The organism is Streptomyces sp. NPDC007264 (assembly GCF_042869095.1).
Taxonomy (GTDB): domain Bacteria; phylum Actinomycetota; class Actinomycetes; order Streptomycetales; family Streptomycetaceae; genus Streptomyces.
Map to the genome: position 1 here is coordinate 520,611 of NZ_JBIAFD010000001.1, position 16,168 is coordinate 536,778.

A 16,168-nucleotide genomic window follows, 5' to 3' on the forward strand; every position below is an offset into this window, starting at 1 on the left:
CCGCCGCGTACCGCACACAGCCCTGGTGAGCCGTGCCCGACACGTCCTACGCGGGCTCCACAGGCATTCCGGCCGACGGCCCGTCGGTCCGCACCGCACCAGCCGCCTCACGCGGCCAGCAGACACTTCTCCAGCTCCGATGCCCTGAGTTCCGTCGGAACCTTCTTCCCCGGTGGCAGCCGGGCCGCCACCAGCCAGTACAGTCGCATCCCCTAGTCCCGCAGATTCACGGCCGCATTCACGTCACGGTCATGGGCCACTCCGCACTCGGCACAGGACCACTGCCGTACTGAGACGTCCGATCCGCGGCCCCTTGGCATGACATGCCGAGCAGCGCCGAGTCGAGGGGAAGAAGCGGTCGACGATCACCAGCGTCCGGCCGTACCACTCGCACTTGTACCGCAACTGCCGCAGCAATTCGCCCCACGCGGCGTCGAAGATCGCCTGGTTCAGCTTCGCCTTCCACCGCCTGCCCTTGCCGCGCGCCGATCGCAGCAGGGTCATGATGGACAGATCCTCCACCACGAGCACTTGGTTCTCGCGCACCAGGCGGGTTGTGAACTGGTCCAGCATGTCTCTGCGTACATCAGTGATCAGCGCGTAGAGGCGTGCGATCTTCTGTCTGGCCCTCTCCCGGTTTCTGGATCCCCTCACCTTCTTGTGCAGCTCCCGCTGCAACCGCGCCAGCTTCTCTGCGTACCTCTTCAACAACCGCGGATGATCAACCTTGGTCCCGTCATCCATGGTGATCAGCGACGCCAGCCCCAGATCCAGCCCCACCGCCTTCGGCTCTCGCGACCCCGGTTCGAGCGCGGCAGGCAGTGTCGCTACTCGCTCCTCCACGAGAGCGGACACGAAGTACCGGCCGGCCCGGTCCCGCGTCACCGCCAACCGGACCGGGACAGTCCCTGCCGGCAGCGCCCGCGACCAGCGGATGTGCAGAGGCTCTGCCTGCCTGGCCAACGTGATCAGACCCGTGCCCGGCCACTCAGGATTCTCGACCCACCTGAAACCCGTACGCGCATAGGACGCCGCATCCCGCGACTGCCCCTTTTTCTTCCGCTTCGGGTACTTCGCCTCCCCCTTGAAGAACCGGCCGTACGCCTGGTCCAGATGCCGCAAGGACTGTTGAAGAACGGTCGACGACACGTCTTTCAGCCACGCCGTCTTCTCCGCCTGCTTCCAGCCTGTCAGCGCCCGGCACGTCTCCGCGAACCCCACATTCACCCGGTGCTCCTCCCACGCGCTCGACCGCAGAGCCAGCCCCTCGTTGTAGACCCACCGACAGGCTCCGAACGTCCGAGCCAACTGCTCGGCCTGCTCCTTGGTGGGGTAGAAGCGGAACCGGTACAGACGGTGCCGGGTGTCAGGCTCCTTCGTGTGGGGCTGCAGTCGAGTCGCCTTGCGCGTGTGGTGCTTGCGGCGGTCGCCGATGCCGAGGACCTCACGCTTGATGCGGTCGGCCTCGTCGCCCCTCACCACCTGCGGCTTCGGCTTTCCCGTCGACTGCCCCACGAACCCCTCCCCGACGTTCCGATCTTCGGTACAGCACGTCAGACCGATCAACGAACGAGCGTGCGCATGGTTACGCGTGGTTGTGGGATCGCGTGGAGTGGGGGAACTTCGTGGCTTGGCGAAACGAGCTCTGTGTACAGTGGTGCCGCCTGCGCGTACGGCGTTGTAGTGCGTGGTGCCGCCTTAGCTCAATTGGCAGAGCAGCGATCTTGTAAGTCGCAGGTCGTCGGTTCGATTCCGACAGGCGGCTCCGTCCGGCCCCGGACTTCCGGTCCGGGGCCGTTGTGCAGCCTTTGTACGGCCGTGGAGGCACGCACCGCACCACGGCACGACGAGCGACGGAACGGCGAACCCCATGGACGGAGAAGCGCACGGCCGGGGTCCCAGGTTGCCCAACGGCGCGCGCGAGGCCGAGCTCCTCGGGCTGCTGCAGCGGGCCGAGGCCGCGCTGACCCCGGGCGAGGTCGCCGAGCGCCTCGGCGGCGAGCTGACCTACAGCACCGTGGTGACGATCCTCACCCGCATGCACGCCAAGGGCCTGCTCACCCGTACCCGGCGCGGCCGGGCCTACGCGTACGCTCCCGTGGCCGACGACGCCGGGCTCGCCGCCCGCCGGATGCGCACGGTCCTGGAGGCGCGCGCCGACCGGGAGGCGGTGCTCGCCCGCTTCGCCGACGGTCTGTCCGCCACCGACGCGGACCTGCTGCGGCAGTTGCTCGGCCCCGAGCCGGACAGCGGCGACTGAGCCCGGCGACCGTACGAGAGGGGCCCGGATGCGCATCGTCGTCTACCTTCCGCTGCTGCTGCCCCTGCTGGCCCCGCTGGGCGCCCGGCAGGTGTCGCAGCGCTGCGAACCGCGCCTGGCCACCTGGCTGCTGACCGTCTCCTCGCTGGTGCTGGCGGTGGCGAGCACCGTCTCGCTGGGCCTGCTGACCATCGCCGGGCTGACCCTGGTGCCCGGGATCGCCGGGCTCGGTCACTGGTCGGTGCCCGTCGCGCGGCGCGCGGATCCCACCGAGCTGTCCGTCGCCCTGATCGCGGGGCTGCTCCTGGGCGGGGTCCTGGTCACCACGGCCCGTATGCTCTGGCGCCGCACGGGGGCTCTGGCCGCCGCCGCGCTGGACGCGGCCTGTATGCCGGCGCGCGACGGACTGGTGGTCGTCGACGATCCGGCACCGGACGCCTTCGCCCTGCCCGGACTGCCCGGCCGCGTCGTCGTCTCCACCGGGATGCTGCACGTGCTGGACGCGGGCGAGCACGAGATCCTGCTCGCCCACGAACGCGCCCACCTGGCCGCTCACCACTACGCGTTCGTCGCGCTGGCCCAGTTCGGTGCCGCGGCGAACCCGCTGCTGCGCCCGCTGGCCGGCGCCGTCCCCTACACCACCGAACGCTGGGCCGACGAGGACGCGGCCGCCGCCACGGGCGACCGCGCCCGTGTCGCCCGCGCCGTGGGCAAGGCCGCCCTCGCCGCCCGCCGGGCGCCCGCCCGTTCCCGTCCGCCGGGGGCCGCACTCGGCATCCTCGGCCGCCGCCGTGATCCCCTCGCCGGCGCCGGACCCGTGCCCCGCCGGGTGGCCGCCCTGCTCGCGCCGCCGGCCGGCCGCCGTCCCCTGCTCGTCGCCGCCACCGTCGCGGTCCTGCTCGCCGCGGCCTGGTCCAGCGCGGAGGCCGCGCACGACCTCCATCTGTTCCTGGAGACGATCGGCGCCTGGTGAGCGCCGCCCTGCCGCGACGGGCCCGTGTGCCGCGCCAAACTTCTACGCGCGTGTAGATGTCAGGCTGCCGTTCATCCTTCCGCACCCTGGTGTCACCGCGGTCTCCGCCTGCCCGAAAGATCCCGCCCGATGACCTCCCCCGCACCGGTCCACCTCGCCCTCGACGGCTCCCGCGTCGACGGCTCGCTGTTCACCTCGATCACCGACTTCGCCCGCGCCACTCCCTGGCTCAACACCCCCGTGGAACTGTCGACCAACCTCGGCCTGGGCGTCTTCGCCGTCCTGATGGTGGTGGGCTGGTGGCGGGCCCGTCGTCGTGACGACTCCGCCATGGCCCTCGCCCTGGCCGCCCCGGTCAGCGTCGTCGCCGCCTTCGCCGTCGCCGAAGTGATCAAGAAGTTCGTGGCGGAGGGCCGTCCCTGCCGCGCTCTCCCCCACGACTACTACGTCGACGCGTGCCCCGCCCCCGGCGACTACGCCTTCCCCAGCGGTCACACCGCCGTGGCCGCCGCCACCGCCGCCGCGCTGTTCCTCCTCGACCGCCGGCTCGGCGCCATCGCCGCCGTCTGCGCGCTCCTGGAGGGCTTCACCCGCGTCTATGTCGGTGACCACTACCCGCACGACGTCCTCGGCGCCGTCGTCATCGCCGGTCTCGTCGCCCTCGTCGCCGCCCAGGCCCTGCGCGGCCTGGTCCGCCCCCTGGTGTCCCGCCTGCGCACCGGGGGCGCACTTCGGTCGCTGCCGACAGCCCACCCCGCCGCCCCCGACGCCGCCGGGTGAGCGGTCCGGGGCGAGACGGCGCCGGGACGCCCCTCAGGCGCCCCACGCGGGGCCGGGCGGTCCGGCGTGGGGGCCGAAGGGCCCTCCCGTGCCGCCCGGACACGGCGGAGAGTGGGCAGCAGAACCCTCCTGAGGAGGTGAGCCGCGATGATGTACTGGGACGGCGGCGGCTGGGCGTGGTGGATGGCCTTCATGCCCCTGCTGTGGATCGCGCTGATCGCCTTGGCGGTGTGGGCGGTGGTCCGCCTCACGCACCACCCCGCGCCTCGTGACGGCGGCACCCGCGGTGGGCCGCCGCCACGCGAGACACCCGAGGAGATCCTCGACCGGCGTTTCGCCTCCGGCGAGATCGACGCCGAGACCTACACCGAGGCCCGCAAGCACCTGGCCGCTCACCGGCCGAGGCCCCGATGACCACCTGGCTGCGGGGCCGGTGGCTGCCGCTGGCCGTGCTGGTCGCCGCGGTGGCGGCGCTGATCGCCTCACTGGTGTGGGTGGCGGGCGGCGGCGACGGGCACCACGGCCCGCGCGGCCCCCGGACGATGGCGGGCGTCGTGTCTCCCGAGGGCCCCGTCCGCACGCTCGCCGACGCCGACCGGGCCGCCGGGCGCTTCGCCGGCCGGTGGGGCCTGCACGTCGGGGAGGTCATGGAGTTCAGCAACGGCTATTACGCCGTACTGCTCGGCCCCGACGGCAAGGGCGCCACCGAGGTCCTCGTCGACCGCGGCGGCACGGTCCGGCCGGAGCCAGGCCCGGCCATGATGTGGAACACCGCCTACGGCATGATGCCCGCCGCCGGGACCGGCACCCCGGTGATCGGCGCCGACCGCGCGGTGCGGATCGCCGACCAGTGGCTGCGCGAGCACCGCCCGGCCCTGCACGCCGCCGAGCCCGAGGCGTTCCCCGGCTACTACACCCTGCACACGCTGCGCGGTCATCGGATCACCGGCATGCTCTCGGTCAATTCCCGTACCGGCGAGGTCTGGTACCACACCTGGCACGGCCGGTTCCTGGGGATGCAGGACCACCCAGGGCGCGGGTAGGCGCCCCCGCCCCCGCCCCCGCCCCCGCGCCCGCGCCCGTGCCCATGCCCGCGCCCGTGCCCATGCCCGCGCCCGCGCCCATGCCCGCGCCGGTGGCCGTGCCCGCGACGCCGCGGGCGGGCGGCCGGTTCCGTGGCGACCGGGCGCGTCGACGAGTGGCCGAGTCCGAGTCCGAGTCCGAGTCCGAGTCCGAGTCCGAGTCCGCGTCCCGGGCCGGGTGGGGCGCCGGTCGCGGCAGCCATCGGTCCGCCGGGCCCGTACCCGCGGCCGGTACCGTGGGCGCCGAAGAACGGTGCCATGGCATCGAGCCGCCGCCCGACAGGTCCCCGGCGGCGGCGCGAGGTGGGGAGCGGCCATGAGCACGGTGATCGGCGAGGTCCGTGACGAGGCGTCCCTCGCCGCCTGCGTCCCGGTCGTCCGGGCCGCCTTCCGGACCGTCGCCGACCAGTGGCACCTCACCGAGGAGGACGTACCGTCCCACCCCGCCTTCATCACCCTCGACCGGCTGCTGGAGGCGAGGCGTGAGGGAGTGCGGACGTTCACCCTCGTCGACGGGCAGCGGCTGGTGGGGTGCGTGTCGGTGCGACAGTCGGGGGACGGCGGGTTCCGTGTGGAGCGCCTCGCCGTGCTGCCGGAGCAGCGGCACCGCGGCCACGGCGCGGCCCTCATGGACTTCGCCTGTGCCCAGGTGCGCGCGGCCGGGGGACGGGTCGCGGCGATCGGGATCGTGGGGCATCACCAGGTCCTCAAGCGCTGGTACGAGGCCCAGGGGTTCGCCGAGGTCGGCGAGCGGGCCTTCCCGCACCTTCCGTTCACGGTGTGCCTGATGGCGAAGCGGGTGCGCTGAGAGGCGGTGCCGCGAGTGCGGCCGCCCCCTCGGCCCTCGGGCCCCCAAACCGCGATCACTCCTTCGAGGGGCGCGCCGTTCGCCTCCGCGGCTCCGCCGTACACCCGTCGGCGCGCCCAACAGCGGGACAGCACAGCCGAGTTCGCGGACCGATCCGCGACGGCCGCAGCCGGGGACGGCGCATCGCCCGCACGGGTGGCCCGGGGTCCGGCCGGGCCGACGGGCGGGCTTTCCGCCGGGTCCCCGGCACCTTCCGCGAGCGGGCCCGTACCCCCATCACCCACGTGGTTCATACGAGTCGCGCACTCCTGGGGACCGGCACAGGGTGGAGGAACGCTGACGTCGCGTCACCCGCGGCCGTCGTCGACCTCTGCCCCGCGAAGGAGATGTGCGCAGGATGACCACAACGTCTGACCGTGTTTCAGGACCAGCGACGCGACAGGTGTCGAAACGGGTCTCCCAGTCCGTGTTCGATGGGTCCAGGCTCCGCGTCGTCCTCCTGGTGGACGTCTACGACGGAGCCCAGCAGCAGTTCCTGGAGGCGTACGAGCAACTGTGCAACCAGGTCGCCTCCGTCCCCGGGCACGTCAGCGACCAGCTCTGCCAGTCGATCGAGAACCCCTCCCAGTGGCTGATCACCAGCGAGTGGGAGAGCGCCCCGCCCTTCCTCGACTGGGTGAACAGCGAGGAGCACGTGCAGATGGTGAAGCCGCTGCACAGCTGTGTCCGCGACACCAGGTCGCTGCGCTTCCACATCGTGCGCGAGACCGGCGGCGAGGCGCCGGGCCTGCGCTCCGGGCAGCGCCGCCTCCAGACGTCGCCCCGGATCGGCGACGGCCTGATCCGCCACGCGCTCACCTTCACCGTCAAGCCGGGCAGCGAGCCGACGGTCGCCCGGCTCCTCGCGGACTACGCCTCGCCCGAGGCGAAGGTCGACGACACCACACGGCTGTGCCGCACCTCCCTGTTCATGCACGGCAACCGGGTCGTGCGGGCCATCGAGGTGCGCGGTGACCTGCTCGCCGCGCTGCGCCACGTCTCCCGGCAGCCCGAGGTGCGGGCCGTCGAGGAGGCCATCAACCCGTATCTGGAGCAGGAGCGGGACCTCGCCGACCCCGAGTCCGCACGGGTCTTCTTCACGCGGGCGGCGGTCCCCGCCGTGCACCATGTGACGGCGGACCAGGAGTGTCTGGAGGCGGAGCGGCACGCGCTGTGCTACCCGGCCCGGCCGGGCTGCGGCACGCGGCTGGCCCGGCTGCTCGCCCAGCGGGACGAGGCGGCGGCCGACGATCCGGACAGCCCGGTCTGCAGCAGCACGATCTTCCAGCGCGACGAGATCGTGGTGCGTCTGATCGACATCCGCGGTGGTCTCGAGGCCGACCCCGCCCTGTCCCTGGGCCTGCCTGATCCGGGGCAGGTGGCGGAGCTGACGACCCTCCTCGACGGCCGCGCCGTCGGTGCGGACGGTTCCGCGCTCAAGCGCGGTGATCTCGCCCGCTTCCTCGCGCTCGCCCGCATGGACCTCATCACCGACCGCCGGTCGCCCGAAGCCTGACCCGCGCCGGCGGGCCGCGGTGGCGCGGCGGCCGGCCACAGCCCATGTCGACGCAAGCCCTATCGGAGGAACGACGTGATCAAACCCCGTCCCAGAATCGTGGATCTCAGCGAGATCGACCCCAACCGCAGGCGCGGCGGTGACCTGCGCGCCATGCTCACTCCCGCCACGGTCGGCTCCACCAGCGGTTTCATGGGCGTGGCCATCGTGCAGCCCGGAGAGCGCATCGGGGAGCACTACCACCCGTACTCCGAGGAGTTCGTGTACGTCGTCCGCGGCCGCCTGGAGGTGGACCTGGACGGTGAGCCCACGCCGCTGCGGCCCGAGCAGGGGCTGATGATCCCGGCCTACATGCGGCACCGTTTCCGCAACGTCGGTGACGACGAGGCCCGTATCGTCTTCCATCTGGGGCCGCTGGCCCCGCGCCCGCAGCTGGGTCATGTCGACACGGAGGAGACGGACGCCGTCGCCGTCGCCGCGGAGGGAGCCGGGGCGGGCGGTGCCCGGCCGGCCGACCGAGGTCAGGTCCGTTCATGACCCGGCGCGTGGCGGTCACCGGCATAGGCGTCGTGGCACCGGGCGGCATCGGCGTCCCGGCGTTCTGGGATCTGCTCGCCAACGGCCGTACCGCGACGCGAGGCATCACCTTCTTCGACCCGACCGGCCTCCGTTCGCGGATCGCCGCCGAGTGCGACTTCGACCCGGTGGCCTGCGGGCTGGACCCGGAGCAGATCGAACGTGCCGACCGGTACATCCAGTTCGCCCTGGCCGCCGGGGAGGAGGCGGTGCGGGACGCGGGCCTCGACCTCGCCCGGGAGAACCCCTGGCGGGTGGGGGTCTGCCTGGGCACGGCGGTCGGCGGCACCACCCGTCTGGAGCACGACTACGTCCTGGTCAGCCATCGCGGGCAGCGCTGGGACGTGGACCACCGCGAGGCGGGCGCCCATCTGCACCGCGCCTTCTCGCCGAGCACGCTGGCGTCGATGGTGGCGGAGCGCTTCGGGGCCCACGGGCCGGTGCAGACGGTGTCCACCGGCTGCACCTCGGGGCTGGACGCGGTCGGGTACGCCTTCCACACCGTCGAGGAGGGCAGGGCCGACATCTGTGTGACCGGCGCGTCCGACTCGCCGATCTCACCGATCACCATGGCCTGCTTCGACGCGATCAAGGCCACGTCCCCCAACAACGACGATCCGGCGCACGCCTCCCGTCCCTTCGACGCCCATCGCGACGGGTTCGTGATGGGCGAGGGCGGGGCGGTGCTGGTCCTGGAGGAGCTGGAGCACGCCCGCGCCCGCGGCGCCCACATCTACTGCGAGATCGGCGGCTACGCCACCTTCGGCAACGCCTACCACATGACCGGTCTGACCAGCGAGGGACTGGAGATGGCCCGGGCGATCGAGGACGCGCTGGACCACGCCCGCCTCGACGGCTCGGCGATCGACTACGTCAACGCGCACGGCTCGGGCACCCGGCAGAACGACCGGCACGAGACGGCCGCGGTGAAACGCGCCCTGGGGCCGCACGCGTACGCCACCCCCATGAGCTCCATCAAGTCCATGGTGGGCCACTCCCTGGGGGCGATCGGAGCGATCGAGGTCGTGGCCTGCGTCCTGGCGCTGGCCCGCCAGGCCGTGCCGCCCACCGCGAACTACGAGACCCCGGACCCCGAGTGCGACCTGGACTACGTCCCGCGCGTCGCCCGCGAACGGAAGCTGGACAGCGTGCTCTCCGTGGGGAGCGGGTTCGGCGGCTTCCAGTCCGCGGTGATCCTGACCCGGCCGAGGGAGAGGACACGATGAGCGCACCGAGAACCCGGCGCGCGGCCGTCACCGGAATCGGTGTGGTGGCGCCCAACGGAACGAGCACCGACACCTTCTGGAAGGCCACGCAGGAAGGCGTCAGCGTCCTGGACCGGATCACCCGCGAGGGCTGCGACCACCTGCCGCTGCGGGTGGGCGGGGAGGTCCGTGCCTTCGACCCGTCGGTGATCGAGGAACGCTTCCTCGTCCAGACCGACCGGTTCTCCCACTTCGCCATGGCCGCCGCCGACCGCGCCCTGGAGGACGCCCGGCTGGGCCAGGCCGACGTCGACGGCGCGCCGTTCTCGGCGGGCGTGGTCACCGCGGCCGGCTCCGGCGGCGGCGAGTTCGGGCAGCGGGAGCTGCAGCAGCTGTGGGGCCGGGGCAGCCGCTTCGTCGGCCCGTACCAGTCCATCGCCTGGTTCTACGCCGCCAGCACCGGCCAGATCTCCATCCGCCGCGGGTTCAAGGGGCCCTGCTCGGTGGTCGCCGCCGACGAGGCCGGCGGCCTCGACGCGCTCGCCCATGCCGCGCGGGCCGTGGAGCGCGGCACCCGGGTGATCGTGGCGGGTTCGACCGAGGCGCCGCTGGCCCCGTACTCGATGGTCTGCCAGCTCGGCTACGAGGAGCTCAGCACCCTGGACGACCCGGTGCGGGCCTACCGCCCGTTCACCGCCGACGCCTGTGGGTTCGTGCCGGGTGAGGGCGGCGCCATGCTCGTCGTGGAGGCGGAGACCTCGGCCCGTGACCGGGGCGTTCCCGTGCGGGCCACCCTCGCGGGACACGCGGCGACGTTCACCGGTGCCTCCCGCTGGGAGCTGTCCCGGGAGGGGCTCGCCCAGGCCATCCGCGGGGCCCTGGACGAGGCCGGCTGCGCCCCCGAGCAGGTCGACGTCGTCTTCGCCGACGCCCTCGGCATACCGCAGGCGGACCGGGCCGAGGCGCTGGCGATAGCCGACGCCCTCGGCGCGCACGGCAGGCGGGTGCCGGTGACGGCGCCGAAGACCGGCATCGGCCGGGCCTACTGCGCGGCGCCCGTGCTGGACGCCGCGGCGGCGGTGCTCGCCATGGAGCACGGCCTGATCCCGCCCACCCCCAACGTCGTCGACATCTGCCATGACCTCGACCTGGTGACCGTCCGCGCCCGTGCCGCAGAGGTGCGCACGGCGCTGGTCCTCAGCCGGGGGCTCATGGGGTCGAACACGGCTCTCGTGCTGCGGCACGGCACCCCGTAGGCGAACGACCGAAGAAAACGACGACTCGTAGGACCCGGAGCAAAGGAGAGGAATGGCATGAGTGCCCACATCACCGTGAATGAACTGGCCGAGCTCATGAAGAAGGCCGCCGGAGTCACCGTCTCCCCGCAGGAGCTGGAGCAGCAGTACGACTCGGGCTTCGACGTCCTCGGCATCGACTCGCTCGGCCTGCTCGGCATCGTCGGCGAACTGGAGAACCGGCACGGCACGCCCATGCCTCCCGACGCGGAGCGCTGCAGGACGCCCCGGCAGTTCCTCGACCTCGTCAACACCACCCTCATGGCAGGAGCCTGACCATGGCCGGACACACGGAGAACGCCATCACCATCGCCGCGCCGGTGGACCTCGTCTGGGACATGACGAACGACCTGGAGAACTGGCCGCACCTGTTCAGCGAGTACGCGTCCGTCGAGATCCTGTCCCGCGAGGGGAACCGGACGACGTTCCGGCTCACCATGCACCCCGACGAGAACGGCACCGTCTGGAGCTGGGTCTCGGAGCGGGAGACGGACCGCCGCGCCCTGACCGTCAAGGCGCGCCGCGTCGAGCCGGGGCCCTTCGCGTACATGAACATCCTGTGGCGGTACGAGGAGGTCGCCGACGGCACCCGGATGGTGTGGACGCAGGACTTCGAGATGAAGCCGGACGCGCCGGTCGACGACGACTGGATGACGGACAACATCAACCGGAACTCCAAGGTCCAGATGGGCCTGATCCGGGACCGCATCGAGAAGGTCGCCGCCGAGCACCGGCCCGCGCCGGCGCTGAGCGACTGAGCCGGGAGGACAGGCGGATGCACCAGGCACTGATCGTCGCCCGCATGGCTCCGGGGTCCGCTCCGGACATCGCCAAGGTGTTCGAGGAGTCGGACCGGGGAGAACTGCCGCATCTCGTCGGGGTCGCCCGGCGCAGCCTCTTCCAGTTCGGCGAGGTGTACCTGCACCTCATCGAGTCCGAGCGGGAGCCGGGACCGGCCGTCGCCAAGGTGGCCGACCACCCCGCCTTCAGGGACATCAGCGAGCGGTTGTCGGCGTACGTCAGTGCGTACGACCCCGCGACGTGGCGCTCCCCGAAGGACGCGATGGCGCACTGCTTCTACCGATGGGACCGGGACGGCGGCGCCTGAACGCCCCACGGCCACCGGTCGCCGGGTCCGCGCACGACGCGGGCCCGGCGACCGGTGGGACGTGGGACGGGGGTCATCCGGGGACGGTGCAGTCGAACGCGTGCAGATAGGGGTTGACCGGGCGGATCGAGTCGATGACCAGGCCCGCTGCCGTCAGCCGGTCGACCATGCTGCGGGTGGTGTGCTTCGCGCCGCCGACGTTGAGGAGCAGCAGCAGGTCCATCGCGGTGCTGAACCTCATGGAGGGGGTGTCGTCGACGAGGTTCTCGATCGCCACGACCCGCGCTCCGGGCCCGCCCGCCTCGACGACGTTGCGCAGCGTGCGGGCGGTGCTGTCGTCGTCCCATTCCAGGATGTTCTTGATGATGTACACATCGGCCCGGACCGGGACGGCCACGCGGCAGTCGCCGGGCACGATCCGCACCCGGTCGGCGAGCGCGCCGCCCCGGCGCAGCCGCGGATCGGCGTTCTCCACCACGCGCGGCAGATCGAGCAGGGCGCCCCGCATCGACGGGTACTTCTCCAGCAGCCGCGCCACCACATGCCCCTGGCCGCCGCCGATGTCCGCGACCGACGAGCTGCCCGACAGGTCGAGGAGTTCCGCGACCTCCCGCGCCGACTGCTTGCTGGAGGTCGTCATGGCGCGGTTGAAGACGTCGGCGGACTCCGGGGCGTCCTCGTTCAGGTAGTCGAAGAACTCCTTGCCGTACAGGTCCTGGACCACGTTGCGCCCGGTGCGCACCGCCTCGTCCAGCCTCGGCCACGCGTCCCAGGTCCAGGGTTCGGTGCACCACAGCGAGATGGCGCGCAGGCTGTGCGGATCGTCCTCGCGCAGCAGCCGGGACATCTCGGTGTGCGCGATCGTCCCGTCCTCCTTCTCCGTGAAGACGTCGTAGCACGACAGGGCGCGCAGCAGCCGCCGCAGCGGTCCCGGCTCGGTCTTCACCGCGGCCGCGAGGTCCTCCACGGTCATGGGCCGGTCCGTCAGCGCGTCGGCGACGCCCAGCCGGGCGGCCGCGCGGAGGGCGGCGGCGCACGCGGCCCCGAACACGAGCTCCCTGAGCCGCATGGACGGTGGTGGGGCGGGGGTTGCGGTCGTCATGTGCCGCCTTTCCTCTCTGGGTGCACAGGGGGGTGCGGCCGGGCGGTCAGCACAGTCCCGCGGGCCGGGACGCCTGGCAGCTGTTGCCGTGGAAGGCGTTGGCCTTGCCGGTGTCCCGGTCGACGAGGTCCGCCGGGCCGTTGCCCCGCAGCGTGTTGTTGCTGATCCGGTTCCGGTCGTTGGGGACGCCGACCATGCTCTTGAAGAGCACGACGCCGCCCGAGAAGGGGGAGGTGCCCGTGTTGCCGCTGACCACGTTCCGGACGACCAGGGTGTCCACGACGCCGGTCAGGACGATGCCGGAGCCCTGGCGGAAGGGCAGCCGTGCGGTCTTGGGACAGAACCGGTTGTTCTCGTGGACGATGTTGCCGCTCACGGTCACCGCCCCCGTGGGCGGCGCGTTCTCGTCGCCGACGACGAACATCCCCACACAGTTCCCGGTGATGTCGTTGCTCGCCACGGTGACGTTCCTGACGCGTCGGACGGAGGCGCCGACCCGGTTGCCCTGCATCCGGTTGCGCGCGATGACCGTTCCGCCGGTGTCCGTGGCTCCCGTCTCGGTGTCGAGGGTGTTGACGAGCATCACTCCCGCGTCGCCGTTCTCGCGGACGGTGTCGTCCACGATCGCCCCGCGGGTGGCGCGCTCCAGCGCGATGCCCCACTGCCGGTTCTTCTCGGCGGTCACGCCGTGGACGGTCAGCCGGTCGGTCCGGGACGACCACAGGCCGTTCTTGGCGAAACCGGACACGGTCAGCGAGGCGATGGTGGTGTCGCGGACGGGTTGGCCGTCCGTTCCCTCCACGCAGATCCCGTTGCCGGCCCGGGCACAGGCGTCCGTGGCCGCGGCGGCCGGGGCGGGGGCGGGGGCGGGGGCGATCACGGTGCCCGGGCCGGTGCCGCGCAGGGTCAGCCGCGAGGTGGTCACCCGGACGCTTCCGCGGTAGGTGCCGGGGGACAGGAGGATCGTGTCGCCCGGCTCGGCGGCGTCCACCGCCTCCTGGACGGAGTCCCCGGGGTGCAGCAGCCGGGTCGTCGGGGCGGTGGCGGGCGGTGCGGCGCCGAGCGCCGTACCGGTGAGAACTGCGGCGCATACGACAGGGGCGATGTGGTGCTTTGTCACGTTCATCACGCTATGACCTGATGAGCCGTCGAAACCGGGATCGGCCATTCGGTGGCGTGTCCCGCCACCCGGCTCGGCAGGCGTCTCGATCGCCTCCCCGGTGATACTGGCGGGTGTGAACCGGGGCATGCGGGCGGGACGCGGGCTCGGGGCCGTGGCGGCGTACGTCCGCAGCGCCCCGGGGACCTACGTCTGGCTGCTGATCCTGTTCGTGACCACCGTCGCGCTGCACCACATGTCGCCGCAGTTCGAGCAGGCGTTCCTGCGGCACCGGTCCACCAACCTCCGTGAGCTGTCCTCCCGTCCCGTGCACGCCTTCGTGGCGAGTGCCATGTGGATGGACGGCGGGCACTGGCTGCCGTACGCGGGGCTGTACACGGTCTTCCACGCGCAGGCGGAGCGCTGGCTGGGCACCGCGCGCTGGCTGGCCGTGTGCGTCGCCGCGCACGTGCTGGCCACGTTCGCCGGCGAGGGCGCGCTGCTGTGGGCGATCCGTGACGGGGCGGCCCCGTACGCGGCGGTCAACGCCCTGGACATCGGCGTGAGCTACGCCCTGGCCGGAGTGGTCGCGGTCCTCACGTACCGGATCGCGGCGCCCTGGCGGTCCGCGTATCTGGCGGTGGTGCTGCTCGTGTACACGCTGCCGCTGACCGCGGCCCCCGCCTTCACCGACGTCGGGCATTTCGCCGCGGTACTGGTCGGTCTCGCCTGCCGTCCCCTGGCCCGGGGCCGCGGAAAAACACGGAATCCGAAGGAGACAGTGCCCTCCACCGGCGGTTAACGTCCGCCCATGAGCAGCGCAGTCAGCAGCATCGCCAACGGCGGCATCTCCTTCTGGTACGCGGACGACGGCCTCCCCGCCCCGCGCGAGCCGCTCGCCGGCGACACGTCCGCCGACGTCGTGATTGTCGGCGGCGGCTACACCGGCCTGTGGACGGCGTACTACCTGAAGAAGGCGGCGCCCTCGCTGCGCGTCACCGTGCTGGAGCAGAAGTTCTGCGGCTACGGCGCCTCCGGGCGCAACGGCGGCTGGCTCTACAACGGCGTCGCGGGCCGCGACCGGTACGCGAGACTGCACGGCCACGAGGCAGCCGTCCGGCTGCAGCGGGCGATGAACGAGACGGTCGCCGAGGTGGTGCGGGTCACCGAGGAGGAGGACATCGACGCGGACGTGCACGTCGGCGGCGTCCTGGAGGTGGCGTACACGCCCGCGCAACTGGCCCGCCTGAAGGCGTTCCACGAGCACGAGGCGGCGTACGGCGAGCAGGACCGCGAACTGTACGGCGCCCGGGAGACCGCCGAGCGGATCCGGGTCGCCGGTGCGGTCGGCTCGTCCTGGACCCCGCACGGGGCACGGCTGCACCCGGCCAAACTGGTCAAGGGCCTCGCGGCGGCCGTCGAGGCGCTCGGCGTGACGATCCACGAGGGGACGCCGGTCACCGAGATCCGCCCGCGGCACGCGGTGACGCCGTACGGGACGGTCCGCGCGCCGTACGTGCTGCGCTGCACCGAGGGGTTCACGGCGTCGTTGAAGGGCCAGCGGCGCACCTGGCTGCCGATGAACTCCTCGATGATCGCGACGGAGCCGCTGACCGAGGCGCAGTGGGCGCGGATCGGCTGGGAGGGGCGCGAGACGCTGGGTGACATGGCGCACGCGTACATGTACGCGCAGCGCACCGCCGACGGCCGGATCGCGCTCGGCGGCCGCGGCGTCCCCTACCGCTTCGGCTCCCGCACGGACAACGACGGCAGCACCCAGCCCGCCACCGTCGAGGCGCTGTACGGGATCCTGGTCCGCTTCTTCCCGTCGCTGGCCGGGGTGCGGGTGACCCACGCCTGGTCGGGCGTGCTCGGGGTGCCGCGCGACTGGTGCGCCACGGTGTCCCTGGACCCGTCGACGGGCCTGGGCTGGGCGGGCGGTTACGTCGGCTCGGGTGTCGCCACCACGAACCTGGCCGCGCGCACCCTGCGCGATCTGGTGCGGCAGGACGCGGACCAGGCGGGCGCGACCGACCTGACCGCGCTGCCGTGGGTGAACCACCGGGTGCGCAAGTGGGAGCCGGAGCCGCTGCGTTGGCTGGGCGTGCACGGGATGTACGCCACCTACCGGACGGCGGACCGGCGCGAACTGGCCTCGTACGGCGCCGAGTCGTCCCGACTGGCGCGGTTCGCGGACCGGGTGGCCGGCCGCAACTGAGAACCTTTACCGGCTGATTGCCGTCCCCTGCTTCTCCCGCACCTCCCGTCTCCCCAAAGCTGTGGGGCAGCTTGTGTCATGTACGTCACGGCTTCCCCGGGAGGGCA

General features: G+C 72.5%; 18 protein-coding genes and 1 tRNA gene. 16 read left to right on the plus strand and 3 right to left on the minus strand.

What is annotated here, in order from left to right:
- Window positions 1–249: 249 nt before the first annotated feature.
- A complete protein-coding gene (locus ACFYMU_RS02335; RefSeq protein ID WP_388366803.1) occupies window positions 250–1,515 on the minus strand; it encodes an RNA-guided endonuclease InsQ/TnpB family protein in 1,266 nt (421 codons plus the stop codon).
- 177 nt (window positions 1,516–1,692) lie between these two features.
- Between ACFYMU_RS02335 and ACFYMU_RS02340 the strand changes: the two genes are divergently transcribed.
- The 14 genes from ACFYMU_RS02340 (at window position 1,693) to ACFYMU_RS02405 (ending at window position 11,642) form a co-directional block, all read left to right on the plus strand.
- Window positions 1,693–1,765 (plus strand) — tRNA-Thr (locus ACFYMU_RS02340).
- 105 nt (window positions 1,766–1,870) lie between these two features.
- Window positions 1,871–2,260, plus strand: a complete 390-nt coding sequence (locus ACFYMU_RS02345; protein ID WP_388366805.1) for a BlaI/MecI/CopY family transcriptional regulator — start codon at window positions 1,871–1,873, stop codon at window positions 2,258–2,260.
- Window positions 2,261–2,288: 28 nt separating this feature from the next.
- Window positions 2,289–3,233 carry a M56 family metallopeptidase gene (locus ACFYMU_RS02350; protein ID WP_388366806.1) on the plus strand — a complete coding sequence of 315 codons (945 nt, stop codon included), beginning with the start codon at window positions 2,289–2,291 and terminating at the stop codon, window positions 3,231–3,233.
- 129 nt (window positions 3,234–3,362) lie between these two features.
- Window positions 3,363–4,013, plus strand: coding sequence for a phosphatase PAP2 family protein (locus tag ACFYMU_RS02355; protein WP_388366808.1), 651 nt, complete (start codon window positions 3,363–3,365; stop codon window positions 4,011–4,013).
- A 147-nt stretch (window positions 4,014–4,160) separates the two neighbouring features.
- Entirely contained in the window at window positions 4,161–4,427 is a 267-nt protein-coding gene (locus ACFYMU_RS02360) for an SHOCT domain-containing protein (RefSeq protein WP_388366810.1), read from the plus strand.
- Window positions 4,424–5,056: a hypothetical protein gene (locus ACFYMU_RS02365; protein WP_388366811.1), complete on the plus strand. Its 633-nt coding sequence runs from the start codon at window positions 4,424–4,426 to the stop codon at window positions 5,054–5,056. The genes ACFYMU_RS02360 and ACFYMU_RS02365 overlap by 4 nt, the downstream gene beginning before the upstream one ends.
- A gap of 355 nt (window positions 5,057–5,411) precedes the next feature.
- Entirely contained in the window at window positions 5,412–5,903 is a 492-nt protein-coding gene (locus ACFYMU_RS02370; RefSeq protein WP_388366812.1) for a GNAT family N-acetyltransferase, read from the plus strand.
- Window positions 5,904–6,300: 397 nt separating this feature from the next.
- Window positions 6,301–7,458: a SchA/CurD-like domain-containing protein gene (locus tag ACFYMU_RS02375; protein ID WP_388366814.1), complete on the plus strand. Its 1,158-nt coding sequence runs from the start codon at window positions 6,301–6,303 to the stop codon at window positions 7,456–7,458.
- Between the two features lie 75 nt (window positions 7,459–7,533).
- Window positions 7,534–7,995, plus strand: coding sequence for a cupin domain-containing protein (locus ACFYMU_RS02380; RefSeq protein ID WP_388366816.1), 462 nt, complete (start codon window positions 7,534–7,536; stop codon window positions 7,993–7,995).
- Window positions 7,992–9,260: a beta-ketoacyl-[acyl-carrier-protein] synthase family protein gene (locus tag ACFYMU_RS02385; protein ID WP_388366817.1), complete on the plus strand. Its 1,269-nt coding sequence runs from the start codon at window positions 7,992–7,994 to the stop codon at window positions 9,258–9,260. The genes ACFYMU_RS02380 and ACFYMU_RS02385 overlap by 4 nt, the downstream gene beginning before the upstream one ends.
- Window positions 9,257–10,495, plus strand: a complete 1,239-nt coding sequence (locus ACFYMU_RS02390) for a ketosynthase chain-length factor (RefSeq protein WP_388366819.1) — start codon at window positions 9,257–9,259, stop codon at window positions 10,493–10,495. The genes ACFYMU_RS02385 and ACFYMU_RS02390 overlap by 4 nt, the downstream gene beginning before the upstream one ends.
- A 57-nt stretch (window positions 10,496–10,552) precedes the next feature.
- A complete protein-coding gene (locus ACFYMU_RS02395) occupies window positions 10,553–10,810 on the plus strand; it encodes an acyl carrier protein (RefSeq protein WP_388366821.1) in 258 nt (85 codons plus the stop codon).
- A gap of 2 nt (window positions 10,811–10,812) precedes the next feature.
- Window positions 10,813–11,292 (plus strand): SRPBCC family protein, encoded by a 480-nt coding sequence (locus ACFYMU_RS02400; protein WP_388366822.1) that lies wholly within the window; start codon window positions 10,813–10,815, stop codon window positions 11,290–11,292.
- Between the two features lie 17 nt (window positions 11,293–11,309).
- Window positions 11,310–11,642 carry a TcmI family type II polyketide cyclase gene (locus tag ACFYMU_RS02405; RefSeq protein ID WP_388366824.1) on the plus strand — a complete coding sequence of 111 codons (333 nt, stop codon included), beginning with the start codon at window positions 11,310–11,312 and terminating at the stop codon, window positions 11,640–11,642.
- A gap of 73 nt (window positions 11,643–11,715) precedes the next feature.
- On the opposite strand, the gene ACFYMU_RS02410 is transcribed toward ACFYMU_RS02405, so the two are convergent.
- Together ACFYMU_RS02410 and ACFYMU_RS02415 are read right to left on the minus strand one after the other, a co-directional pair.
- Window positions 11,716–12,744 carry a methyltransferase gene (locus tag ACFYMU_RS02410; RefSeq protein WP_388366825.1) on the minus strand — a complete coding sequence of 343 codons (1,029 nt, stop codon included), beginning with the start codon at window positions 12,742–12,744 and terminating at the stop codon, window positions 11,716–11,718.
- A 46-nt stretch (window positions 12,745–12,790) separates the two neighbouring features.
- Entirely contained in the window at window positions 12,791–13,864 is a 1,074-nt protein-coding gene (locus ACFYMU_RS02415) for a nitrous oxide reductase family maturation protein NosD (protein WP_388366827.1), read from the minus strand.
- Window positions 13,865–13,991: 127 nt separating this feature from the next.
- On the opposite strand from ACFYMU_RS02415, the gene ACFYMU_RS02420 reads away from it, so the two are divergent.
- Together ACFYMU_RS02420 and ACFYMU_RS02425 are read left to right on the plus strand one after the other, a co-directional pair.
- Window positions 13,992–14,645 carry a rhomboid-like protein gene (locus ACFYMU_RS02420; protein WP_388366960.1) on the plus strand — a complete coding sequence of 218 codons (654 nt, stop codon included), beginning with the start codon at window positions 13,992–13,994 and terminating at the stop codon, window positions 14,643–14,645.
- Window positions 14,646–14,654: 9 nt separating this feature from the next.
- Window positions 14,655–16,061: an NAD(P)/FAD-dependent oxidoreductase gene (locus ACFYMU_RS02425; RefSeq protein ID WP_388366829.1), complete on the plus strand. Its 1,407-nt coding sequence runs from the start codon at window positions 14,655–14,657 to the stop codon at window positions 16,059–16,061.
- Window positions 16,062–16,168: the final 107 nt, after the last annotated feature.